At 32.5% G+C, this 22,779-nt stretch carries 22 protein-coding genes and 1 tRNA gene; 18 read left to right on the top strand and 5 right to left on the bottom strand.

Features of this window, described 5'->3' with window-relative positions:
* The first annotated feature begins 81 nt into the window (after nt 1–81).
* The 9 genes from LPB248_RS06785 (at nt 82) to LPB248_RS06750 (ending at nt 9,340) form a co-directional block, all read left to right on the top strand.
* Entirely contained in the window at nt 82–720 is a 639-nt protein-coding gene (locus LPB248_RS06785; protein WP_177210765.1) for a vWA domain-containing protein, read from the top strand.
* 77 nt (nt 721–797) lie between these two features.
* Nucleotides 798–1,433 (top strand): vWA domain-containing protein, encoded by a 636-nt coding sequence (locus LPB248_RS06780; protein ID WP_177210764.1) that lies wholly within the window; start codon nt 798–800, stop codon nt 1,431–1,433.
* A 2-nt stretch (nt 1,434–1,435) separates the two neighbouring features.
* On the top strand, nt 1,436–1,921 hold the full coding sequence (locus tag LPB248_RS06775; RefSeq protein ID WP_177210763.1) for a hypothetical protein: 486 nt from the start codon (nt 1,436–1,438) through the stop codon (nt 1,919–1,921).
* Nucleotides 1,922–2,175: 254 nt separating this feature from the next.
* Nucleotides 2,176–3,228 (top strand): TerY-C metal binding domain-containing protein, encoded by a 1,053-nt coding sequence (locus LPB248_RS06770; RefSeq protein WP_177210762.1) that lies wholly within the window; start codon nt 2,176–2,178, stop codon nt 3,226–3,228.
* A 5-nt stretch (nt 3,229–3,233) separates the two neighbouring features.
* On the top strand, nt 3,234–3,377 hold the full coding sequence (locus LPB248_RS17055) for a hypothetical protein (RefSeq protein ID WP_255463035.1): 144 nt from the start codon (nt 3,234–3,236) through the stop codon (nt 3,375–3,377).
* Nucleotides 3,378–4,643, top strand: a complete 1,266-nt coding sequence (locus LPB248_RS06765; RefSeq protein WP_255463034.1) for a PP2C family serine/threonine-protein phosphatase — start codon at nt 3,378–3,380, stop codon at nt 4,641–4,643. It abuts the gene before it with no gap.
* Between the two features lie 2 nt (nt 4,644–4,645).
* Nucleotides 4,646–6,157, top strand: a complete 1,512-nt coding sequence (locus tag LPB248_RS06760; protein ID WP_177210761.1) for a helix-hairpin-helix domain-containing protein — start codon at nt 4,646–4,648, stop codon at nt 6,155–6,157.
* Nucleotides 6,158–6,186: 29 nt separating this feature from the next.
* Nucleotides 6,187–7,185 carry a TerC/Alx family metal homeostasis membrane protein gene (locus tag LPB248_RS06755; RefSeq protein WP_177210760.1) on the top strand — a complete coding sequence of 333 codons (999 nt, stop codon included), beginning with the start codon at nt 6,187–6,189 and terminating at the stop codon, nt 7,183–7,185.
* Nucleotides 7,186–7,417: 232 nt separating this feature from the next.
* Nucleotides 7,418–9,340, top strand: a complete 1,923-nt coding sequence (locus tag LPB248_RS06750; protein WP_177210759.1) for an ABC-F family ATP-binding cassette domain-containing protein — start codon at nt 7,418–7,420, stop codon at nt 9,338–9,340.
* A 264-nt stretch (nt 9,341–9,604) separates the two neighbouring features.
* Here the strand turns inward: LPB248_RS06750 and LPB248_RS06745 are convergent, their stop codons facing one another.
* Nucleotides 9,605–10,567 (bottom strand): App1 family protein, encoded by a 963-nt coding sequence (locus LPB248_RS06745; protein WP_177210758.1) that lies wholly within the window; start codon nt 10,565–10,567, stop codon nt 9,605–9,607.
* A gap of 61 nt (nt 10,568–10,628) precedes the next feature.
* Here LPB248_RS06745 and LPB248_RS06740 point away from each other — a divergent pair, with 61 nt between their 5' ends.
* Nucleotides 10,629–11,498: a diacylglycerol/lipid kinase family protein gene (locus LPB248_RS06740; RefSeq protein ID WP_177210757.1), complete on the top strand. Its 870-nt coding sequence runs from the start codon at nt 10,629–10,631 to the stop codon at nt 11,496–11,498.
* Nucleotides 11,499–11,680: 182 nt separating this feature from the next.
* On the opposite strand, the gene LPB248_RS06735 is transcribed toward LPB248_RS06740, so the two are convergent.
* Nucleotides 11,681–12,826 (bottom strand): GNAT family N-acetyltransferase, encoded by a 1,146-nt coding sequence (locus tag LPB248_RS06735; protein ID WP_177210756.1) that lies wholly within the window; start codon nt 12,824–12,826, stop codon nt 11,681–11,683.
* A 117-nt stretch (nt 12,827–12,943) separates the two neighbouring features.
* Nucleotides 12,944–13,432, bottom strand: a complete 489-nt coding sequence (locus LPB248_RS06730; protein ID WP_177210755.1) for a DUF1761 domain-containing protein — start codon at nt 13,430–13,432, stop codon at nt 12,944–12,946.
* Between the two features lie 180 nt (nt 13,433–13,612).
* Between LPB248_RS06730 and LPB248_RS06725 the strand changes: the two genes are divergently transcribed.
* A complete protein-coding gene (locus LPB248_RS06725; RefSeq protein ID WP_177210754.1) occupies nt 13,613–14,455 on the top strand; it encodes a Two component regulator three Y domain protein in 843 nt (280 codons plus the stop codon).
* 260 nt (nt 14,456–14,715) lie between these two features.
* Entirely contained in the window at nt 14,716–15,021 is a 306-nt protein-coding gene (locus tag LPB248_RS06720; RefSeq protein WP_177210753.1) for a hypothetical protein, read from the top strand.
* A gap of 74 nt (nt 15,022–15,095) precedes the next feature.
* Here the strand turns inward: LPB248_RS06720 and LPB248_RS06715 are convergent, their stop codons facing one another.
* Nucleotides 15,096–16,295, bottom strand: coding sequence for a PQQ-binding-like beta-propeller repeat protein (locus tag LPB248_RS06715; protein WP_177210752.1), 1,200 nt, complete (start codon nt 16,293–16,295; stop codon nt 15,096–15,098).
* A 105-nt stretch (nt 16,296–16,400) separates the two neighbouring features.
* Nucleotides 16,401–16,472 (bottom strand) — tRNA-Glu (locus tag LPB248_RS06710).
* Nucleotides 16,473–16,904: 432 nt separating this feature from the next.
* On the opposite strand from LPB248_RS06710, the gene LPB248_RS06705 reads away from it, so the two are divergent.
* The 6 genes from LPB248_RS06705 to LPB248_RS06680 all read left to right on the top strand — a co-directional run bounded on the left by LPB248_RS06705 (nt 16,905) and on the right by LPB248_RS06680 (nt 22,190).
* Complete coding sequence (locus LPB248_RS06705) at nt 16,905–17,621, top strand: RHS repeat domain-containing protein (protein WP_177210751.1); 717 nt, start codon at nt 16,905–16,907, stop codon at nt 17,619–17,621.
* Nucleotides 17,622–17,679: 58 nt separating this feature from the next.
* Complete coding sequence (locus LPB248_RS06700; RefSeq protein WP_177210750.1) at nt 17,680–18,456, top strand: hypothetical protein; 777 nt, start codon at nt 17,680–17,682, stop codon at nt 18,454–18,456.
* A 163-nt stretch (nt 18,457–18,619) separates the two neighbouring features.
* Nucleotides 18,620–19,420 (top strand): SDR family NAD(P)-dependent oxidoreductase, encoded by an 801-nt coding sequence (locus LPB248_RS06695; protein ID WP_177210749.1) that lies wholly within the window; start codon nt 18,620–18,622, stop codon nt 19,418–19,420.
* A gap of 93 nt (nt 19,421–19,513) precedes the next feature.
* Nucleotides 19,514–19,891: a nuclear transport factor 2 family protein gene (locus tag LPB248_RS06690; protein ID WP_177210748.1), complete on the top strand. Its 378-nt coding sequence runs from the start codon at nt 19,514–19,516 to the stop codon at nt 19,889–19,891.
* Nucleotides 19,892–19,948: 57 nt separating this feature from the next.
* Nucleotides 19,949–20,479, top strand: coding sequence for a DUF6985 domain-containing protein (locus tag LPB248_RS06685; RefSeq protein WP_177210747.1), 531 nt, complete (start codon nt 19,949–19,951; stop codon nt 20,477–20,479).
* Between the two features lie 232 nt (nt 20,480–20,711).
* The gene (locus LPB248_RS06680; protein ID WP_177210746.1) at nt 20,712–22,190 is read left to right on the top strand and encodes a serine hydrolase domain-containing protein; all 1,479 of its coding nucleotides are present in this window, start codon (nt 20,712–20,714) and stop codon (nt 22,188–22,190) included.
* The last annotated feature ends 589 nt before the right edge of the window (nt 22,191–22,779 follow it).

Below are 22,779 nucleotides of genomic sequence, written 5' to 3'. Positions count from 1 at the left end.
TAGCGATTTTAAAAAGAAGTTCTAATGTTTATAGCACTCCTGAACTCCAATCAATAAAATTCCTGTATAAATAGTTATATCATGAGAAGACTGCCTGTATATTTGCTTTTAGACACATCTGGTTCGATGACTGGCGAACCTATTGAAGCGGTTAAAAACGGTGTGCAAATGATGATCAGTTCATTGCGTCAAAATCCGCAAGCAATAGAAACTGCGTTTTTGAGTGTTATTACTTTTGATAGTACAGCTCAACAAATTATACCTTTAACTGATTTGGCTTCTTTTCAAATGGTCGATTTAAAAGCAAGTGGAGTAACCGCTTTAGGAGATGCTTTAAAATTGACTGCACAGAAAATAGAAACTGAAGTTGCAAAAACAACAACAGAGCAAAAAGGCGATTGGAAACCATTAGTATTTATTATGACTGACGGAATTCCGACAGATAATTGGGAAAGCGGTCTTGCAGAATTTAAAAAAGTAAAAACAGCTTTTACGGTTGCTTGTGCAGCGGGAGGCGGTGCAGATACCAATGTTCTAAAACAAATTACCGATACTGTGGTAAGTTTAGAAAACGCAGATAGCGCTAGTATTGGCAAGTTTTTTCAATGGGTAACAGCTTCAATTGGTGTAACTTCTACAAAAATTGAAGATTTAGGCAGAGAATTTACAAATGTAAAAGAATTACCTCCGCCGCCATCTGAATTAAATATTGTGGTTTAAATTCAGTATAAGGCGGAGTTATGCCATATAATTAATAGTTCACGAATTCATTGTTTTACTAGTTTTTAAAAATTATTATGAGAAGACTACCAGTATATTTTTTGCTAGATACTTCGGGTTCAATGTACGGAGAGCCAATTCAAGCTTTGAATAATGCTTTGAGCGGTATGATAAATACACTTCGGTCAGATGCCCAGGCATTAGATTCTCTTTGGATTAGTATTATAACGTATGACAGAGAAGTAAAAGAAATTGTGCCGTTGACGGAACTAGTGCATTTTCAGCTTCCTGAAATAACGTGTCCGCAAAGTGGTCCAACCAATACTGGTGCAGGATTAGATTTTGTAATTCAAAAAGTAAAAGCAGAAGTTATCAGAGGGTCTGCAACTCAAAAAGGCGATTGGAAACCATTGCTTTTTGTTTTTACAGATGGAAAACCGTCAGACATTCAGTTCTATAGAGAAAAAATACAAGAAGTTAAAGCCTTAGATTTTGGTGCTGTAGTGGGTTGCGCTGCTGGCCATATGGCAAACGATAGCATTTTGAAAGAACTTACAGATAATGTTGTTCATTTAGATTCTGCTGACAGTTCCACTTTGAAATCATTTTTTAAATGGGTTTCTGAAACTATAGAGCAAGGAAATAAAAGCCAAGGAACAGGAGAAAATGTAACATTGCCCCCGCCGCCAAGCGAAATAACTGTTGTGATTTAATCATGGAATTGCTAGGAACCTTGATAACAATTATTAGTTTAATTGTACATATAGTTCAAAAAGTAAATGAATCCTCGTATGGCAACGATAATAGAAGCTTTTACAGAGACGTAACTTATGAAGTTGTTCATGAATTTACACAGCAAGAAAAATTAGATAACATGAATATCGACAGTTTAAATATTTGCTATAAAACTGCCGGAATTAGTGGCTTTTCTATTGAAAAAGCGCGTCGTACGTTGTTAAACAGTTATGTGCAGAGTGATTTTTATATAGATGACGTTATTATATGTCATAATTGTATGTATATAAAAGTTATGCATGCTATACCATATAACAGCTCTAACAAATGTTATGGAGCTTCTTTTTCAATCAATTATATGACTGTAAATGATGGTGTTTCGGTATACGGATCAAGGAAAATAAATGCCGATGAAGAATTAGTTTTTAAAGAAATTGCTAACGAATTAATAAATGCAGTTTCATAATGTATTTATTAAAAATATTTATTCAAATTCTAATTGTAGGGCTGTTTTTATATTCCAAATTATTGCCTAATCAAGCCAAATTGAATCCAAAGTACAGAAGCATTTTTGATTTTTTCAATAGTATTTTTTTCACCCATATTCAATTTCCTAAAAACATTCATAAAACCTTTTTTAATTGAAGTAGTATTAATGGTTGATATGACACAAATATATACTCTTGATTATTTTTTTTATATTATTAAAATTCCTTTAAAATGAGAAGATTGCCAATATATTTTTTAATTGATATTTCTGAATCAATGGTTGGAGAACCAATCCAACAAGTTGAAGAAGGTTTGGCTACTATTATTCAGGCATTAAAAACAGATCCGCATGCTTTAGAAACCGTTTATGTTTCTATAATTGTATTTGCTGGACAGCCAAAAACTTTAGTGCCGTTGCAGGAAATAGTCAGCTTTTATCCGCCAAAATTTCCAATTGGAAGTGGTACGTCACTAAGTAAAGGTTTAGGTCATTTAATGTATGAATTAAGAAATAATATTGTTAAAACTACTTATGAGGTAAAAGGAGACTGGAAACCAATTATTTTTTTATTTACCGACGGAGTGCCGACAGATGATTCCCAAGCGGCAATAAACGAATGGAAAAATAATTGGCAGCGAACAGCAAATTTGATTGCGGTTTCATTTGGAAATGAAACAGATACAAAATTGTTAGGTCAATTGACAGAAAACGTACTTCATTTTAAAAATACAAATGTACAATCGTACAAAGAGTTTTTTAAATGGGTTACAGATTCTATTAAAACAAGTAGTATTAGTGTTGAAAATAATTCATCTGGATTTGAATTGGCAAAATTAGACGGAGAAACACTTTCTAAAATAGATCTAGCCAAAGAAGAACCAAATAAACGATATGTAGATGATAATTATGTGGTTTTAAGCGGTAAATGTCAAAATACGAAAAGGCCATATTTGATGAAATACCGCAAAAATATTGCACATTCTATATATGCAGGAATCGAATTGGCATCAAAAAATTACAAATTAGTTGGCGCTTACCAAGTTGATAATAATTATTTTGAATTGGCTGACAATAGTAATTTCAATACTAAAGTAAATACAGAAGAATTATTCGGTGCTCCAACTTGTCCTTGCTGCGGTAATCAAATTGCATTTGCAGTATGCGTTTGCGAAAAAATACATTGTATTGGCGACGAGCAGATTAGTACTTGTCCGTGGTGTAATAATCAGGGTTCTTATGGTTATAGAGAAGGTGGTTTTGATGTAAACAGAACACAAGGATAATACGCATGGAAGAGACCAAAAGATATCTTCAGTCTTTTTTATTCCAGAATAAAATCGATATTCCAAAAAGCAAACAATTGCTTTTTGAAGATTTTATTAGCAATGAAACCAATATTACAGCAGTAAAAATAATTAAAGAGAAACAGTAGATGATGATGCAAAATTGGAACTTAATAAATCGAATAGATGATATTGCGAATCAATCTGTTTTTCTGCCAAATGGTACTGTAAATAAAGCATACCAAGCAAAAATTGATTTTATTCAATTGGGCTGGGATGATATTATTTCGTATCAAATTGAAAATTTAGAAGAAACCGGACTTTCATTTGATTGCGAAGAAGGATTGCTTTCTGGAAATCCAAAAATAAGCGGTGACTTAAAAATGAAAATGCTTTTTAAAATTGATGGTGAATCTGAAGAAGCGCCTTTAAATGAAAAAGTTTTCACCTTAATTATAAATCCTGACCCGAAATCACTTTGGAAAAATATTGAAAGTGATAAAAATGCTCCATTTAGTAAAGAAGATAATGTAGCAGTTGCGAGTACTTTTTTAGATAAAAAAATAGTTGTGGCTTCCAAAAGAGGAAGAAGTCATGCTAATGTTGGCTCTTTTAGAGAAGACGATTTTGCATTCAAAAATTTTGATACAAATGGTTGGAGTGTTTTGGCTGTTTCAGATGGAGCGGGTTCGGCGGCTTTATCGAGAAAAGGTTCAAAATTAGCTTGCGATACTTTAATTGACTATTTTGAAGAAAATCTAGATAAAGAAAATTTAAAAGAATTTGACGAGATTTTACTTCATCATTACAATAAAACAGATTCAGATTCATCCAAAAAAATATCTCATTTTGGATACAATACTTTATTAAAAGCAGCTCATTTTGTCAATCAGAATATTGAAGAATTTGCGAAGGCGAATAACGAAGAGCTGAAAAAATTCCATGCAACTTTAATTTTCACTTTAGTTAAAAAATACGATTTTGGATATGCTGTTTTAACTTTTGGAGTTGGAGATTGTCCCATTGGTTTGCTAAATAAAGATTTAACCGAAATTACATTGATGAATGTTATCGATGTTGGTGAATTTGGTGGAGGAACACGTTTTATTACGATGCCTGAGATTTTTCAAAGTGATAAACTTTCATCACGTTTCGGCTTTAAATTGGTAGACGATTTCTCTTATCTGATGCTAATGACAGACGGAATTTATGATCCCAAATTTGTGGTTGAAGCCAATTTGGAAAAAATTGAAAAATGGAATGAATTTCTGTCTGATTTAGAAGGTAATAATGAAGATGGATATAAAGTTGATTTTGAAAATGAAAATGCAGATATTGCACAACAACTTTCGACTTGGATGGACTTTTGGAGTCCAGGCAATCATGACGACAGAACACTCGCTATAATTTACTAAACATGAGTACAGTTACAGTAAAATCAATAAACGACACTACAAAAACGTATCAATTTGTTGATAACGGAGACCCCATGCGTGGTGGAGTAAAAGACGTTTATTTTAGCCCAGACAGAAAATATGTTGTTGCTATTTTTAGAGATAAATTAGATTTCAATCAGAAAGAAAGACTGGAAAAGATTACCAATAAATATTATACTCAAATCCAAAATGGAGAAGCTGGAGATTATTATTTAAATGAAGTTTTTAGATGGCCAACAGATGTTATTGAATACAATGGTTTAACGGGAATTATTGTCCCTGTTTATAAGCCAAAATTCTTCTTTAAAAAAGGATACCAAACCAGTGAATTAATTCAAGGAAAAGAAAAAAACGGGAAATGGTTCGCTGGACCAAAATTTAGAAATCCGCATTTTCCGTTACGTGTTGCCAATTCTGAGTTGGGCGATTGGTTAAGCTATTTTCAGGTTTGCGTAAATCTTTCTAGAGGCGTTAAAAAAATGCATGCCATGGGATTGGCTCATTCTGATTTATCATACAATAATGTGTTGATCGATCCGATAGAAAGATCGGCTTGTATGATAGATTTGGACGGATTAGTTGTGCCAGGATTGTTTCCTGCAGAAGTAATCGGTACAGCCGAATTTATTGCACCAGAAGTACTTTCGAGCAAGCATTTGGATAAAAACGATCCGAATAGGAAATTGCCAAACAGATTGACAGATCTGCATGCGCTTCCAGTTTTGATTTATATGTTTCTATTGCATAGACATCCTTTAAAAGGAGGAAAAGTCCATGATTTAGATACTGAAATAGACGATTTATTATCAATGGGAGAAAAAGCGATGTTTATAGAACATCCTACAGATGCCACAAACAGACCAAAATTAAATCAAGTTTCTAAGTGGGATTTGCCGTGGGCTGATATAACAAAATTGCCATATACCATAACGGGTCCTTATTTGAAAGCCTTATTTGATAAAGTTTTTATCGACGGATTACATAATCCGATGCAAAGGCCAAATGCAGAAGAGTGGGAAATAGCGTTGCTTAAAACAACTGATTTAATGCAGAAATGCCATAACCCAACATGCGAGCAAAAATGGTATGTTTTTGACAATACTAACACGCCAAAGTGTCCTTTCTGTGGTACGGCGCATCAAGGCACGCTTCCTGTTTTAGATTTGTATTATCAATTTCAAGAAACGACTTGGAAGCCCGAGAACCATCGATTAATGGTTTATAATGATCAATATTTGTTTCAATGGCACGTTAATCGTAATGTTGTCAGAAATGAGAAGTTGATGCCACAGTACAAAGTGCCAGTTGGCTATTTTACTTTTTTTAATGGCAAATGGGTGTTAGTAAATCAAAAACTAACTTCATTGAAAGATTTAACGGAAGACAAGGAAATTCCAATAGGTACAATGGTGGAGCTTACACACGGAAAAAAAATACTTCTTTCGAATGAAGAAGGAGGAAGGGTCATTATGGTAACAATGGCCAATACATAATTCAAAATTAACTTAATTAATATCTCAAAATGAATCAACACCCAATCTTTTCGGAACATCCCGGTTTAATTATCGTTTTTGCGATTGCAGTAGTAATTATGCTGCTGTTAGATTTAGGAATCTTCAACAAAAAAAGCCACGTAGTAACAAATAAAGAAGCTGTAACCTGGTCATTAGTTTGGATTAGTTTAGCCATGATCTTTAGTGGTTTAGTGTACTATTTTGCAGGTGCAGCTAAATTCTATGAATTTCAATCGGCATATTGGATTGAAAAAGCACTTTCTGTAGATAACCTTTTTGTATTCATTTTAGTATTTAAGTTTTTTGATGTTGCCAATCAAAACAAACATAAAGTATTATTTTGGGGTATTATTGGAGCATTGGTTCTAAGAGCAATTTTCATTTTCTCTGGTGCTTTCTTAATCGAATTGACATATTTAAACAAACTCTTAAGCCTTGCAGGATTTGAAGGATTTAAATATGATATTAATTTAATCATGACAGCTTTCGGATTGTTCTTGGTATATGCGGGGGTAAAATCTTGGTCTTCTGGAAACGACGACGAAGATGAAGATTTCAACAATACAAGAGGAGCAAGATTGATTAGAAAGTTCTTTAAAGTTAGCGATAAATACGACGGAGATAAATTCTTTACATTCGAAAACGGAAAAAAATTGGCAACACCACTTTTAGTTGTTGTAGCGGTAATCGAGTTTACAGATTTATTGTTTGCGGTAGATTCTATTCCTGCAATTTTCGCAATTTCAAACGACCCTTTTATTCTTTACACTTCTAATATTTTTGCAATTTTAGGGCTTAGAGCATTGTTCTTCTTGTTAGATAACTTTATTCATTTGTTTAGTAAATTACAATACGGTCTAGCAATTATCTTGTCATTTATCGGAATAAAAATGATTATTTCTCCATTCTACCATATCGAATCTATTTATTCTTTACTAGTAATTGGAGGTGTACTTTTAATTTCTGTTTTAGCTTCGATCTTAATACCAGAGCCTAAAGAAGCTTAAAAAGTATTGAATAATTTAAATTTTAAAAAACGGATTGAAAAATCAATGTGATTTTCAATCCGTTTTTGGTTTTAGAATATTGCAAAAGCGATTGTTTTTCAGTGCCAAAACTTCAATTAAAAGTTATACTTTTGCACTTTCAAAATTGTAACAGGATAATTCGCTTGTTTACAGTTTATTTATTTAATGAATAAAAAAGGTTTTTTAACCTTTACATTTACAGCAATACATTATGCTTAATATACACAATCTTTCTGTTTCTTTTGGAGGAACCTATTTATTTGAAGAAGTTACTTTTCGTTTGGGTGCCGGCGACCGCGTAGGTCTTGTTGGTAAAAACGGAGCTGGTAAATCTACAATGCTAAAAATGCTTGCGGGAGATTTTAAACCAGATTCTGGGGTTATTTCTCAGGAGAAAGATATTAGAATGGGATTTCTACGTCAGGATATTGATTTTGAACAAGGAAGAACCGTTTTAGAAGAAGCGTATGAGGCTTTTACAGAGATTAAAGTTGTAGAGAAAAAACTAGAAGAAATCAATCATCAATTGGTTACTAGAACCGATTATGAAAGTGAGGAATACGGACAAATCATTGAAGATTTATCTGATTACACGCATCGTTTTGAACTTCTTGGAGGTTACAATTATGTGGGAGACACAGAGAAAATTCTTTTAGGTCTTGGTTTTAAAAGAGAAGTTTTCAATAACCAAACAGAAACATTTTCTGGTGGATGGAGAATGCGTATCGAATTGGCTAAGCTGTTATTGCAATCCAATGATGTATTGCTTCTGGATGAGCCTACTAACCACTTAGATATCGAAAGTATCATTTGGTTGGAGAATTTCCTTCGTAATTATCCTGGAGTTGTGGTAATTGTTTCGCACGATAAAATGTTCTTGGATAATGTAACGAATAGAACAATCGAAATTTCCTTAGGAAAAGCATACGATTTCAATAAGCCATATTCTCAATATTTAGAGTTGCGCCACGAAATTCGCGAAAAGCAATTGGCAACTCAAAAGAATCAGCAGAAAAAGATTGAAGAAACAGAAAAATTAATCGAGAAATTCCGTGCAAAAGCTTCAAAAGCTTCGATGGCGCAATCCTTGATTAAAAAATTAGATAAAGTAGAAAGAATCGAAGTTGATGAAGATGACAATTCGGTAATGAATATTTCATTTCCAGTTTCAAAAGAACCTGGAAAAGTAGTTATTGAAGCTGAACATGTGACAAAAGCTTACGGAGATAAAACGATTCTTAAAGATATTAGTTTATTGGTAGAAAGAGGAAGTAAAATTGCCTTTGTCGGTCAGAACGGACAAGGAAAATCGACTTTTATTAAAGCTCTAGTAAACGAATTTGAATACCAAGGAAATATCAAATTGGGACATAATGTACAATTAGGATATTTTGCTCAAAATCAAGCTGAATATTTAGACGGAGAAATCACTTTACTGCAAACAATGGAAGATGCAGCGACTGATACAAACCGAATGAAAGTTCGCGATATGTTAGGTTCGTTCTTGTTTCGTGGAGATGATGTGGAGAAAAAAGTGAAAGTGCTTTCTGGAGGAGAACGTAACCGTTTGGCACTTTGTAAGTTGTTATTGCAGCCAATCAACGTGTTGCTTATGGATGAGCCAACGAACCACTTAGATATTAAATCTAAAAACGTTTTAAAAGCCGCGCTTCAAAAATTCGGTGGAACTTTATTATTGGTTTCTCACGACAGGGATTTTCTTCAAGGAATGTCGAATATTGTTTACGAATTTAAAGATCAAAAGATTAAAGAATATTTAGGAGATATCAACTTTTTCTTAGAACAGCGTAATCTAGAAAACATGCGCGAAGTTGAGAAAAAAGATGTGGTAAAAAATGCACCTGCTCCGAAAGAAAAAGAGACTAGTAAATTGTCTTACGAAGATCAGAAGAAAGGAAAAGCACTTCAAAACAAGTTAAGCAAGATCGAAAGTCAGATTCAGCAATTAGAAAAACAAATCCAGCACGACGATAAGATGTTAGAAACCAATTATGACAAACATATCGAAGATGCATCATTTTTTACAGCTTACAACAGAAAGAAACAAGATTTAGAGCAATTGTTAATCGACTGGGAAGTTGTTTCAGAAGAAATTGAAGGGATGAATGCTTAGTTTTTTTGTTTCAGGTTTCAAGTTTCAAGTTTCAAGTTTCAGGTTTCAAATTGTAATCTTAACAGGTAAATTTAACCGCAAAGCACGCTAAGTTTTTTGTAGTTTGCATGCAATGTAAAAAGTTCGCAAAGCTTTATCGATAGATAGCTTTGCGAACTTTGCGTTTTATAAAAGCTTATAGAAACCTTAGCGTGCTTTGCGGTTAAATATTTATTCAGTTCAAAACTTGAAACTTGAAACTTGAAACTTGAAACTTGAAACAAACTACTTAATAATTCCAATCGATTTAGAATGTTCAATTGCTTTGCTGCTGTCTCTAAAATAGCAAACAGAAACATTTAGGCTTTCTAAATTTTGCAGAATCTTTTGAACTTCTTTTTTAGGAGATTTACCAGTTTGTCTAATATAAACCGCAACAACGGTAACGGGAAATATTTTGCAAATTCTTTCGTAAAGTATTGGGTCATGCTGTGAATCATCGCCCATTAAAACATATTTTAAAGTTGGGTAGAACTCTACAACATGTTTAATTTTCTCGTATTTATGATCGTGATTTCCTCTTCCGCTCATGAAAAAATCAGTAATTCCTCTTTTGATATCTTTTAGTAGAAAAACCGCTTTTGGGAGTTTGTTGATTCGCGTGAATTTGACAATAAATCGGTATAAATTCCATTCACTGCTAGAAATATAGAAAAATGCATTTACTTCTTCGGTATTATTTCTTCCAGCAGAACTTAATGCTTGGTAATGTGCTACAACATCATTAAAAACTTTACGATCGTTAACGTTTTTGAACAGTAAAATATAAATTTTTCTAAAGATGTTATTGGTATGCGAAATCAAAAAAGTATCATCAATATCGGATATAATTCCTAGTTTCCCTTTATGAGGCCGTATAAAGCTGCCTTTGCAGGTTGTGGTTTCATTTTGGTATTTTAAGCTTACTTCGTAAGGCATCCATCCAAAATGTGTTTCTTTTTCTAGTGGAATACAAAAGTTAAAGTACCCATCGTCTAGTGTTTTGGTATGAATTATTTCGTTGTTGTAATGAAGATATACGTCAAAATTTTTGATGGTTTTTATTCTGAACAATTTAAGGATCGAAGTGGCATTTTTTAATTTCCTGTTCTCAAAATTGTATTTGTGTTCCCTTTTAAAAACATGCCCCATTACAATTAACTCTTGTTCATTTGCATAACCGCGATATAATTGTAGAATTGGTTTCATTAATTACGTATATTTATGTAACTGTAAATTACTTAATTTAATTGGTTTTAAAAATAAAATTTTGAAAAAGAATATTCTGTTTGTGGTAAATCCTATTTCTGGAGACTTAGATAAATCGGATTTGATAGATGCTGTCGAAGAGTTTGCTGTAACTAATCATTTCGATTTGAAAGTGTATGAGACTACAGGGAAAAATGATTTAAAAGCAATACAATCTTTATATAGCGAATCGGAACCAGAACGAATTATTGTTGCGGGAGGAGACGGAACCATAAAAATGGTGGCTGAGGCGATGGAAGATCAAGATGTCATAATTGGGATTTTGCCGGCTGGCTCTGCAAACGGACTTTCAGTTGACTTAAATCTACCGACAGGAATAGAGGAGAACCTTAAAATAGCCTTTTTGCACCATTATATCGAAATGGATATGATTTGCATCAATGGCAAAAAAAGCATTCATTTAAGCGACTTAGGATTAAATGCCAATCTGGTTAAAAATTACGAGCAAAGCGATGTGCGTGGTTTTTGGGGCTATGCATTGCAGGCTTTTACGACGCTCAAAGAATCTGAAGAACCTTTTGTAGCTACGATTTCGGCAAATAATAAAACGGTCGAACATGTAGCAAGAATGATTGTAATTGCTAATTCGCAGAAATATGGAACAGGTGTAATTATCAATCCGAATGGTGCCATGAATGATGGGAAGTTTGAGCTGGTGATTTTAAAGAGCCTTGATCTGCTTTTAATTGGAAAAATAATTACGGGAAATATGCCAATTGATTCTGATGATATTGTAATTATCTCGACCGATAGAGCTGAAATTAAAACAGATTATCCCGTTAATTTTCAAATTGATGGTGAATATTGCGGTGCGCAGACTTCGTTAGAAATTCATATTCTGCATAAGCAGATGAAAATTGCTGTTCCGTGATTTTATTGAAGAAATATTGATGTTGAATTATGTCGCTCCGCTGGAGCTTTTATATTTTACAGCTAATTTTTTTATAAATATTTCGCTCTTCCAGAGCTAAAAAAAGCTCCGTTAGGAGCGAAATATTTGTAGAAAGTGTATGAGTCACAAGTTCTAAAAGCTCCAGCGGAGCGACACATTTTTTATTTAAACGGATTTCTCTCCTGCCATTCTGTTTTTGGTTCCAAATAATTAAAAAATCTAGAAATGTTATGATTAATTAAAGCATTGCTGTGCGTAATTAAACCGTACATTTTTACAGGTTTTGCTCCAACAGAACTTTTGATTTCAAGAGCGGTTCTGGCAAAAACAATTTCGTGGAAACCTTTTTTGATAGAATACGCAATCATATCGTAAAGCATATTTAAATACAGCATTTTTTCACGCTGCACACTTTCGTCATAGCCTAAAAAATAGGTATCCATTACATCTCCATTTTTTATTAAAGTATTGAAACCGATTAGTTTTTCATCCAAGAAATAACCATACAAAAGAAAATTTTCTCCCATTATTTCTTTGAAAAAGCTAAAGTGGTTGCGAGCTAGAAAAAAAGTGTTGAAAGGAGCATTTTTGGCCACATGAAAATAAAGATCGTAAATAATATCTTCATATTGTTTAATGTCAGAAAGTGACATTTGCTGTTTTACAATTCCTTCCGATTTTTTTCGTGCGCGTTTGTATTGATCTCGATATTTTTTGGACAATGCATCAATATAATCTTGTTCTGATTTCCAATTTTCATTGATTTTAAAAATCATATTGGGCTGAGTAGAAAACGTGTAATTGTTTTTGAATTCAGCTTGAAGCGGTTCGATTTCTTTTGCAGTAAAATCTTTTATGCTCGTAATGTGAACTTTTCTTCCGCTTTCTTTTAAGTCTTTTTTTAGTTGATTAATTGCTTTATGAAGCGTCTTAATTGCTTTGGATCCTTTAATGTTTTTATCAAAAATAAAAGCATTTTGTCCTGTTAGCATATTGTTTCCGACAAATAAAACATGCGAAGCAAAATTCTTTAAAGCAAAATTACGCACCGAAGTTTTTAAACATTTATCGCGCTCTCCAAAAGACTCGAGTTTTTCTGCAAATAAGAACTGCGTTAACACAATTCCGATTAATTTTTTCTCTTCAAAAAGACCAATAAAATGGCAAGTCATATTTACTGGACAAGAGTTTTCCAGCACTTCGAGATATTCGCGTGTCAAAAAAATGTTATTTGCTGCAAGCGAGTTCCATTCTACAGGCAGTAATGATGCGCTTTTGTAAATCTGGAAAGAATATGTTGTATTCAAAAGAGTGAGCTAATTTCTTCAAAATTAGAGAATATTTATAATAACTAAAGGGGTTTAAGTTATTATTAAGAAAACCCGTTTGAGATTATTCTTCAAACGGGTTTTTTATAAATGATATTAAGCAAATCCGCAAATGATTCCGCCCATAAGAGTTAGAGTAAGAATCCAGTATCCGCTATGGATGAAAATATATTTCCAAGATTTTCTTTCAAACAAACCATTGATTCCAATTAACGGAAAAGCAAAAAATAGTCCCGACATAAAGCCGTGAAGCGCACCATGTTTAAAAGTTCTGTAAGCCATTCCGTAATCTGCCATAAAAGCTGCAAAAGAAGGTTTTGCGCTATCCATTAAAGGAGGTCCGCCAACCATTCCGATTGCACCAGACTGATGAATAGTAAGAGACATTAAAGTCATTGTAATCATTAAAGAAAAAATATACGTAAGACCAAAAATTTTAAGCATATTTCCTTTTCTTAACTCTTCTTGAGTAAGATTATTTTCTTTCATCCAGATGGTTCCGAATACTTTTGGGCTGTACCAGATAAAACCAGTTACGAGTGTGACAATGGCTGCAATGAATAAAGCAACGAAGTTAATTTGCATAATGTGAGGTTTTTAGAATTAGTTGATCAAATGTAATCAAAAAAAATGCAGGTTTTTAAAAATATTAAAAAGCAGTACAAATCCTACAAGTAAAATTTTTATCAACAGTTTGCCGATATTTAGTGTATTTTACCTACGAATTGTATATTTTTACCCTTATAACAAATCCCCAAATCTGTTATGAAAATTGTATTTACTCTTTCGTTATTATTTGCCTTTTCGCTAAACGTTTTGGCAGATGCTGTTTCGGATAAAGAAAAAGAAGCGCTTATAAAATTGTACCATGCAACAAATGGTTTGCAATGGAAAAACAAATGGGACTTAAGTCTATCTGTTTCTACCTGGTACGGTGTTAAAGCTGAAAACGGAAAAGTTGTTGCATTAAATTTGGCAGACAATAATCTACAAGGAGAATTGCCCGAGGCTTTTTACGATCTTATAAATTTGGAATCGCTCAATTTGGAAAAGAATAAAATTGAAGGAGGTTTGTCTTCTTCCATTTTTAATCTAAAAGAATTGGAAGCGCTTAATATTGCCGATAATAAATTGTCAGGAACAATTCCGTCTTCGATTTGCCAATTGACAAAATTGAAAGATTTAGAGCTTTTTATGAATAAGATTTCAGGAGAGCTTCCGTTAGAAATTGGAAAGCTGAATCAGTTAGAAATTTTAGCTGTTTGCCATAATGAGATAAACGGAAAACTGCCTGTTTCGATTTATAAAATCGCTGGTCTAAAAGTATTGCTGCTGAATAATAATAAGCTGTCGGGAAATTTGACAAACGAAATTATTAATTGGAGTGCGTTAGAGAATTTTAGTTTATTTGACAATGAATTTTCAGGCGCGATTCCGCAAGAAATTGAAAAGCTTGGCAGTTTGGAAGAATTAAATCTTTCGTACAATAAATTTACAGGCGAAGTTTCAAAAAAGACAGCATTGTTAGATGCTTTAAATATGACCATGATGGACGAAAACGGAAATCCGTTTTTATTAGAAATAAACCAAGAAAATAAATTACAATAGTTACCCAAAATTAATCGATGCTTATGAATGAATTTTACACTCGTTAAACAAGTTGATTAAATATATTTAGTTAATTGCCAAAACCGTAACTATGTTACGGTTTTATGGTTTCTAGAGGTTTTGTCTTTTAAAAAAATAACATTTAATTTAGAATTGAATTCTTTATGTTTGTCTAAAATTTTATAACTTTAATAAAAGTATCCGGAGAACCAAAAACCGATTAATCAGCGGTATTACTAATTACTTAATAAGAAGAAATCATGACACTACAATATCAAGGTGAGCAGTACGGAAAACCAACAACTTTTACAATTAGAATTATTGGAAATAACTTGTCAAAAAGCAGTTCAAACTACCAGATTGATCTTTTGGTAGGCGACAAGAAACTGCCAACTTTTACAAGTGAAATTCACCAGAGTCTTTCTAATTGCTTGAAAGAAATTTACTTGTTTAGAAAGCACAACGGAATCACATTCAATGAATCAACAGAGAAAATAGTTTCGCTTTATGTTCCTTATGATGTAGTTTTGTTTAACTACAATAAATATGCTTTGTTTAGAGCATAAATTTTTCTCAAAAGAGGATAAAAAAGACCATTTGAAAAAATGGTCTTTTTTTTATTTCAAAAAGTAAGAAGTTCTTATCGAATTATCTTTAAATAGGCGCTATAAGCGTCATCTTTAATAGAAGTACGCATGTAGTATACGTTTTCGTCTTTTTCTTTTAAATCAAACTGAATTAAGCCTGCATCGCAATAATAGTAAAGCAAGTTGTCATCGGCAGGAAATTCAATATTAGAAATAGGCAGTGTAGTTAGTTTTTCTTCAAAAGCGATTTCTCCGTTTGTTAAGTCCAATTCAAAAAGTTTCTTTTTGCGCGTGTATCCCCAAAGGTTATCAACTTCTTTTACAATGTATTCTACATTATCACCTTTAAAATCTGTTTTCCAAAGCTGAGTTCCTGTTTTAGAATCTACAGCGTAAATAGATGAAACTTCAGGATCTTGTGCCGCAAAATATAATTTTTTGTCGTGGCATACTATGCGTTCTTTAACGCTGTTCTGGTTTTCGTCTATTTTAAATTGCCATAAAACATCTAAGCTGTTTGGTTTTAAAGCATAAAGCCAATTCTTGTCGCCTGCTATAAAAATGCTTTCACCATCTGTAACTGGTTTTCCAGTCATGGTTTCGTCAAAGCTTTTTTGGTAAAGCAGTTTTCCTGTATTAGCTTCAAAACAATACACATTGTTTGCGCTTTGGGTAAAGATCTTATTGTTGAAATAAAGTGGCTCAATATCGTTGTTTGGAGTGTCTAGTTTGTAGTTCCAAGCCAAGCTTCCATCTTTTAGATCCAAAGCATATAAATTACTGCTCTGATTCTGATTTTGGGCAGTGATAAAAAGTTTTCCATTAGCTATAATTGGAGTCTGATCTTTTAAAACAATTTGGTCTGTAATGTTTCCTATTCTAGATTTCCAGAAAATAGTTCCCGTTCCGTTATCTACGGCATAAATTTCTCCATTAATAAACGGAATATATACAACGCCATCGTGTATGGTTATTTTGTTGGCGCACATTTCGGTATGAGCATCTGAAGCTTTTACGGTCCAAACAATGCTTTCTACTTCTAAATCCCATGAAAAAAGAGAACCGTCGTAATCGTAAATTAAAATTGAGGAATCGTCTAGAGAAATCTTTTTAAGGGGTTTTAGAGACTTGTTAGTAACAGCTTCTTCTGCAGGTAATTTACTGTTTGTGTAATTGGTTTTGCTGGCGGGCGCTTGTCCAGACATATTTGCAAAGGCGAATACAAATAAAAGGGCTATTAATTTGTGTTTCATTTTAAGATTTGGGTTGATTTTTTGATTGTCTTCTTTAAAATATTTAACGGAGTAAATATAAACAAAAAAAGCTCCAGATTTCTCTGAAGCTTTTGTCTTAGTAAGTAGTCCGTGGGGGAATCGAACCCCCCTTACCAGGATGAAAACCTGGCGTCCTAACCGATAGACGAACGGACCTGCTTTGCTATTGCGGGTGCAAAAGTGCAACTATTTTTGAGATGTACAAAGGATTTTGAGAAAAAATTTTAATTTTTTTTTGATTGGAAATTATTTTAGATGATCGTTTTTTGAGTTTTAATCGAGTTAATGTGGTTGTATTTGTTTGATTAGTAATTTGTTGTTTTATGTGTATGCGAAGAAAAGGCTTGTTTTTTTGAGAGGAAAATATTTTTTCGAAATATTGGGTAATTTTGTTTTCGAAAGAATAATCCTATGTTTTTTATTGGTACGCAATCTTTCAAAACAAGTGTTTTTGTTGAATGTTTTCTTAATCAAGATCAATTGAACTAATTTCTAGAAAGAAAACAATATATTTGAAACAGCAACTCAGACGTTATTGTTCAGTTCATTTTTAAGTTCGCTGTAGCTCCAACTAAAACCAAATATTTAATGAAAAACACTATTACTTTATTGTTATTGCTCTTTTTGATGCAGAGCTGTTCAACCATTTCAAAAACAACTCGAGAGCAAAATAATCTTAAAGGAAATGTGAAATCGGTAACATTTAAAGTTTTTGAAGCAATTGATCAAGATGGTGTTTTAGTTAAAGGTAAAGAACATGCTGGTTTATTTATGGGAAATAGTGTGACAACATATAATAAAAAAGGATTTAAAAGCGAATATATTGTTTATTCGCTAAACAATGAGCTTGTAGAATATCATAAAAAATATAAATATAATTGGCGTGGACTTGTGAAAGAGGAAGAAGAGTTTCATTCGAATGGGGAACTAAAAAATACTAGGGTTTTTAATTATAAAGTCGAAAAAGATTCGCTAAGGATAATAGAAAAAAGTACAAGCGAAAAAGATAAAAACTATGCTAACAAGTATGATCGAAACAAAAATTTAGTCTATTATGGTGGCAATACGTTAATGTATGATAAAGATGGCAGACTTTTAAAAGAAAAAGATGCCTATACGACCAATAGCTATGAATATGACGCAAATGGAAATATGACTAGAAGATTGTATGTTGGTATGTATTCGTCAATAGATATGATTTTTAAGTATACTAAACTCGATGATAAAGGCAATTGGATAGAGCAAATTGAATCTAGAGATGGAAAAGCGAAATTTATTACGGAAAGAAAATTAGAGTATTATTAGGTAGAAAATTTATGGTCTATTTAGGAAATAAGAAAAACGTCAAATGAAGAATTAAACTATGGAAATAATAATTCGAAAATCATATTTGTTTTGGGATGGTGACGCTTACAAATATGGCGGATTTGGACAAATAATAGGAAAATGCTTTTCTGTTTCTGAAGCTGAAGATTTAATCGAAAAACTGACTATCGATTTTCTAAGAAATGACAATCCGATTATTAAAGATTTTGTTTTTTCGACTAACGATTATGATAAAGATCTTGAGTTGATAGAAAAGGTATCTTCTTTTTTCGAGCAAGAATTTGAACTGGATTTCGAAACCGATTTTTGGTTACCATCAAGTGCAACTGACAACCAAGTGTTGGAGTTGTCAAAACTTTTTCCGTTTCCTTTCTACTCCCTAATCGAAAAAGAGAATAATCATTTCTATATTAATGAACTTAATGATGCATTTTGGACGGAGGACGAAATAACCGCAATCAAAATCTCTGATTGGGATTTTACAAATATTTGTCCAGGAATGACTGGACCAATAAAGCAACTTTATAATGATGATGAAATGGCTAAAAAAGACGGAATCAAAAAAATGCTTTCACATCTTATTAATGAAAATCATGGGCTTTTTAGCAAGCTCGAAAATGTAAAAGAACAGCAATTTGTGCGTGATTGGCAGAATCAAATAAGTTATTATTCTGAAATTTTGCCAAACAATATTCAAAGTAAGAAGACAGAAGAAATTATTGAAAGAGTTAAAAGCATCGTTAATATAGAAAGTGTTTTTAAAACTAAAGAAATTTCATTTGAAGAAGCAATGTCTTTTGAAGAGATTATGTAAATAAAGCTCCAGATTTTCTCTAAAGTTTTATTCTTTTTAAAATAGAATTTCGTCCTCGTTAATACAGTCTTTCCAATCGCGAATATGTGAGTATGAAATTCCTGATTTTGTGTTATTTAGTTTGTAATGAATAAGTTATATCTTTGAGGTAAATGCTGCAAAAATGACAAACGCAAAAGAAGAAGTAATATGGATAACAGGTGCTTCATCTGGCATTGGAAAATCGATGGCTCTTGAATGTGCAAGATTAGGGTATAAAGTGGTTCTTTCTTCAAGGCGAAAAGAACTGCTGGATGAAGTTGCTGATTCGATTAGAGATTCAGGTGGAGAAGCGCTAGTGATTCCGTGTGACATAATGGAAGAAACTTCTATTGAAAATGCAGTCCAACAAATTATTAAAGAGTGGGAGCGTTTGGATGTGGTTGTAGCCAATGCTGGTTTTGGCATTTTTGGAAGTATCGAAAACCTAACAGCCAAGGATTGGAACAGGCAATTGCAAGGTAATGTTACAGGATTAGCCTTAACGGTAAAATACGCACTGCCACATTTAAAGGAAAACAAAGGGAGAATTGGTTTAGTTGGAAGCGTCGGCGCTTATCTTCCTAATCCTAATGTGGGCGCATATGGTGCTTCAAAAGCGGCTGTAAATTCTATTGGCCAAACTTTGCAGGTTGAATTAATGGGAACGGGTGTGAGCTGCACTACGATGCATCCCGGATTTGTGGTTTCGGAAATTGCAAGAATAGATAATGATGGAATTTGGCATCCAGAACAGACAGATCCGCGACCATCAAATTTAATGTGGCCTACTGATAAAGCTGCAAAAGTGATGGTAGAGGCTATTTTAAAACGAAAAAGAAATTACATCTTCACGGGACACGGCAAACTAGCCGTATGGCTGCAAAGATGGTTTCCTGGCGTAATAAGATCCATCATTTCAAAAGGTCCAAAATCAGATTTGTAAGTAAGTTGCTTGAATTAAATCTATGTTAAAAGAGCAGCTTTATTTCGATATTAATGTGAAATTTGTGAAATATCTAATTAACAACGAGATAATATGGAAGGACAAATTATAGAATTGGAAAAAAAATACTGGCACGGAGTTGAAAATAATAACTATGAAACGGTAAGAAATCTGACACTGTTTCCTTGCGTAGTTGCCGGAAAAAATGGTATTCAAAGTATCAGCGAGGCTGATTTCAAAAATATGTTCGATTCTGGACAGACCAATAAAATAAAAGTGCTGAACATCTATGATGTAAAAGAAAAGCTAATTGCCGAAAATACTGCCGTAATAGGATATCGCCTCGATTTTGAAATAGTAGATCAAGGTCAAAAAGCGCCCATAAAATGTGTCTGTACTTCTACTTGGGTGAAAGAAAATAATAAATGGGCATGTGCGATGCATACTGAAACGGAACTGGAAACAAAATAGTAGTCTGATATATTTCAAATTTAGAAAACAATTTAGACCAAACTTTAAAAACTATAAATGGGCGCACAAGAAACGTTTGATGAATGGCATAGAAGAGAATATTCAAGTCAATATATTTGGGAGAATTATACATATCCAAACTTCGGAATTAGCGATGACCAATTAGTGTGCAGATTGCCAATTAGAATTTTTAATTGTGATGATTGTCAATTAATAATTGATAATGAAGAGATTTCAGAAACTCATAAATCAACAATCGATTCTATTCTTAAAAATCAAGAATCATTTATTGAAGACATCCGAAAAGGTATTTTTGATTATTACACATTTCTATGGAACGATTATTTGAATGAATTTGAAGACGACATAAAATATCCTAATCCAATAAATAACGATGCTCAAATTATTGATTCAATGATAAAGCCGAAAGCAATTCATATGGCAGGAAAAATAGATGAAGGTTATTTTGGAATCTGTTTCAATTCTACATTTGAAGGAGATCACGGACTTGGGATAGAAATGAGAAATTATAAAGTGAAAAAGGTAGGAGCTGAATCTGTCGGATTCAATTTGCACTCTGTAGAATAATTTGACACAACGAATATAAAAAGTTTTAGAGAAATTCTAGAAAACAAAGAGCTTCAGAGAGATCTGAAGCTCTTTGTTTTAGTAGCGTGATTTTGTTTTTAGTTTGAAGAGAAATGTATAGTTGTAATATATATATATAAGGAATAGTTGTAGTAATAATATTTCATTATTTTCGTTTAAAAATCATCAATCAATCAATCAATCAATCAATCAATCAATCAAATCAATCAAAATGAAAAAACAAATCGTTCTTTATTTTACAACTTTACTTTTTGCAAGTAACATCTCAGGACAAGAGATAAAAGATTTCTTTTCAGCACTTGCTAAAAATAATCTTTTTAATGGCAGTGTTTTAGTTTCTAAATCGGGAGAAAAAGTTTTTTCTGATTTTTACGGATATTCTAATATCGAAAAGAGAGAAAAAATCAATGAAAAATCTCAATTTACAATTGCATCATTATCAAAAACGTTTACTTCGGTAGCAATACTGCAACTTAAGCAAAAAGGAAAATTGAATATTGATGATCCAGTCCAGAAATACCTTCTAGATTTTCCTTATCCAAATGTTAGTATTAGACATTTGCTGAATCATACATCTGGCGTAGTTAACTACTATCGTCTATTTGATAAAGCAATAAAAGAAAATCCAGAAAAAATATTTTCTAATGTGGATCTTATTCCTGCATTAATTGAGAATAAAGTACAGCTTTCGTTTGCTCCAGGAGACAAATGGGAATATAATAATGTCAATTATTGTCTTGCAGCTCTGATTGTGGAAAAAATAAGCGGAATTAGTTTTAGAGATTATCTGGAAAAAAATATTTTCGAGCCAGCTAAAATGAAAGATTCATTTCTGCCAAAGAATAGAAGACTTAAAGTATCGAATCAGGTAGAATTGTATACTTATCCAAACTTTTATTCTACAAGCGTAGTAAATGTCCAAACCTTAAAAGAAACTTTTTTAATAGATGAGAAAAGCAATTTCTATGGACCTGGAGGCATTGTAAGTACAGCTCTAGATTTATACAAGTACCAAAAAGCATTGTTTAGTCATCAGCTTTTGGGCAAGAATGAATTAGAAGAAGCGCTGACACCAGCAAAACTTAATGATGGAAAAATTGCTTCTTTTCGCGCGTATGAAAAAGAAATTGCTTATGGTTTGGGCTGGGCGATATATACTAACGATAATAAGGAAAAAATAGTTTTTCACGATGGACTCAATACTGGACTTACATCAATTTTGATGTATAATAGTACTAGAAACAATGCAGTCATTATGCTGTCCAATACTGCAAGTCCAGTTTTTATGATAGCCGATGAAGTTTTGAAATTAATTGATAATAAGCCTTATAAAATGCCTTTGCAGAGTCTTTCTAGAGTCTATGGCAGTTTGTTAGAAAGCGGGGACAAAGAAAAAGCAAATCTGTTAATTGAAGAATATTTAAAAAAGCCAGATAGTTACGAAGCATCAGAAAGAGATTTTAATAGAATGGGGTATCAATTTCTGAGATCTCAAAAAACAGACAATTCTTTGCAGACATTTGCTGCGGCAGCATTAATTTTTCCAAATAGCTCAAATGTATTTGATAGCTATGGAGAGGCATTGCTCCAAAGTGGTAAAAAAGAGGATGCGATTAAAATGTATCAAAAATCTGTTGAATTAAATCCCGATAATGAAAATGGGAAAAAGGTATTGAAAGAATTGCTGTAAATGATTAATATAAAAGCTTAGAAAACAAAAAAAGCTTCGGAGAAATCTGAAGCTTTTACTTTTTAGCGGAAACAAGACTCGAACTTGTATCCACCACCGCGGATATGAATTCAGCGTATTAGAAAACAAAAAAGCTTCAGATTTCTCTGAAGCTTTTTTCTTAGTAGCGGGAAGCATTCAAATATCTAACCAAATTATTACAGATTATTACGATATTGTAAAATATGCATCGTGATTTTTTATTTTTGTTGATATAGACTCTCATAAATATCAGAATAAGTGATTAAATTAAAAGATATAAACGAAATTGATTTGTCTTTTTTGATTAGCTTTCATAGACAATGATGATCTTATTAAGATAGTCTATTGTTTATAAATTTGAATCTATTTATTAATATGTAAAAAAGACTCTTATCTCTTACTGGACGATTTAGAAACCATATTATGTATTATTAAAAAAAAATGGCTTGTTTTTAATCCGAATTTATAAGATAAATATGTTGATATTTGTGATTAAGCGGTTTGGTTGTATCGTAAGGGCTAAATGTTAAAAAACTTTAAAAATCCAAACTCATTTTTCAAAGAACAT

The organism is Flavobacterium sp. LPB0248 (assembly GCF_013388355.1).
Lineage (GTDB): Bacteria > Bacteroidota > Bacteroidia > Flavobacteriales > Flavobacteriaceae > Flavobacterium.
The sequence above is the reverse complement of the archived record's forward strand: the minus strand, read 5'-3'. Positions and strand labels throughout refer to the sequence as shown.

Bases quoted from the DNA above. Each gene is read 5' to 3' on its own strand.
- LPB248_RS06785 (WP_177210765.1), top strand. From the start codon at position 82: ATGAGAAGACTGCCTGTATATTTGCTTTTAGACACATCTGGTTCGATG.
- LPB248_RS06780 (WP_177210764.1), top strand. From the start codon at position 798: ATGAGAAGACTACCAGTATATTTTTTGCTAGATACTTCGGGTTCAATG.
- LPB248_RS06775 (WP_177210763.1), top strand. From the start codon at position 1,436: ATGGAATTGCTAGGAACCTTGATAACAATTATTAGTTTAATTGTACAT.
- LPB248_RS06770 (WP_177210762.1), top strand. From the start codon at position 2,176: ATGAGAAGATTGCCAATATATTTTTTAATTGATATTTCTGAATCAATG.
- LPB248_RS17055 (WP_255463035.1), top strand. From the start codon at position 3,234: ATGGAAGAGACCAAAAGATATCTTCAGTCTTTTTTATTCCAGAATAAA.
- LPB248_RS06765 (WP_255463034.1), top strand. From the start codon at position 3,378: ATGATGATGCAAAATTGGAACTTAATAAATCGAATAGATGATATTGCG.
- LPB248_RS06760 (WP_177210761.1), top strand. From the start codon at position 4,646: ATGAGTACAGTTACAGTAAAATCAATAAACGACACTACAAAAACGTAT.
- LPB248_RS06755 (WP_177210760.1), top strand. From the start codon at position 6,187: ATGAATCAACACCCAATCTTTTCGGAACATCCCGGTTTAATTATCGTT.
- LPB248_RS06750 (WP_177210759.1), top strand. From the start codon at position 7,418: ATGCTTAATATACACAATCTTTCTGTTTCTTTTGGAGGAACCTATTTA.
- LPB248_RS06745 (WP_177210758.1), bottom strand. From the start codon at position 10,567: ATGAAACCAATTCTACAATTATATCGCGGTTATGCAAATGAACAAGAG.
- LPB248_RS06730 (WP_177210755.1), bottom strand. From the start codon at position 13,432: ATGCAAATTAACTTCGTTGCTTTATTCATTGCAGCCATTGTCACACTC.
- LPB248_RS06725 (WP_177210754.1), top strand. From the start codon at position 13,613: ATGAAAATTGTATTTACTCTTTCGTTATTATTTGCCTTTTCGCTAAAC.
- LPB248_RS06720 (WP_177210753.1), top strand. From the start codon at position 14,716: ATGACACTACAATATCAAGGTGAGCAGTACGGAAAACCAACAACTTTT.
- LPB248_RS06715 (WP_177210752.1), bottom strand. From the start codon at position 16,295: ATGAAACACAAATTAATAGCCCTTTTATTTGTATTCGCCTTTGCAAAT.
- LPB248_RS06705 (WP_177210751.1), top strand. From the start codon at position 16,905: ATGAAAAACACTATTACTTTATTGTTATTGCTCTTTTTGATGCAGAGC.
- LPB248_RS06700 (WP_177210750.1), top strand. From the start codon at position 17,680: ATGGAAATAATAATTCGAAAATCATATTTGTTTTGGGATGGTGACGCT.
- LPB248_RS06695 (WP_177210749.1), top strand. From the start codon at position 18,620: ATGACAAACGCAAAAGAAGAAGTAATATGGATAACAGGTGCTTCATCT.
- LPB248_RS06690 (WP_177210748.1), top strand. From the start codon at position 19,514: ATGGAAGGACAAATTATAGAATTGGAAAAAAAATACTGGCACGGAGTT.
- LPB248_RS06685 (WP_177210747.1), top strand. From the start codon at position 19,949: ATGGGCGCACAAGAAACGTTTGATGAATGGCATAGAAGAGAATATTCA.
- LPB248_RS06680 (WP_177210746.1), top strand. From the start codon at position 20,712: ATGAAAAAACAAATCGTTCTTTATTTTACAACTTTACTTTTTGCAAGT.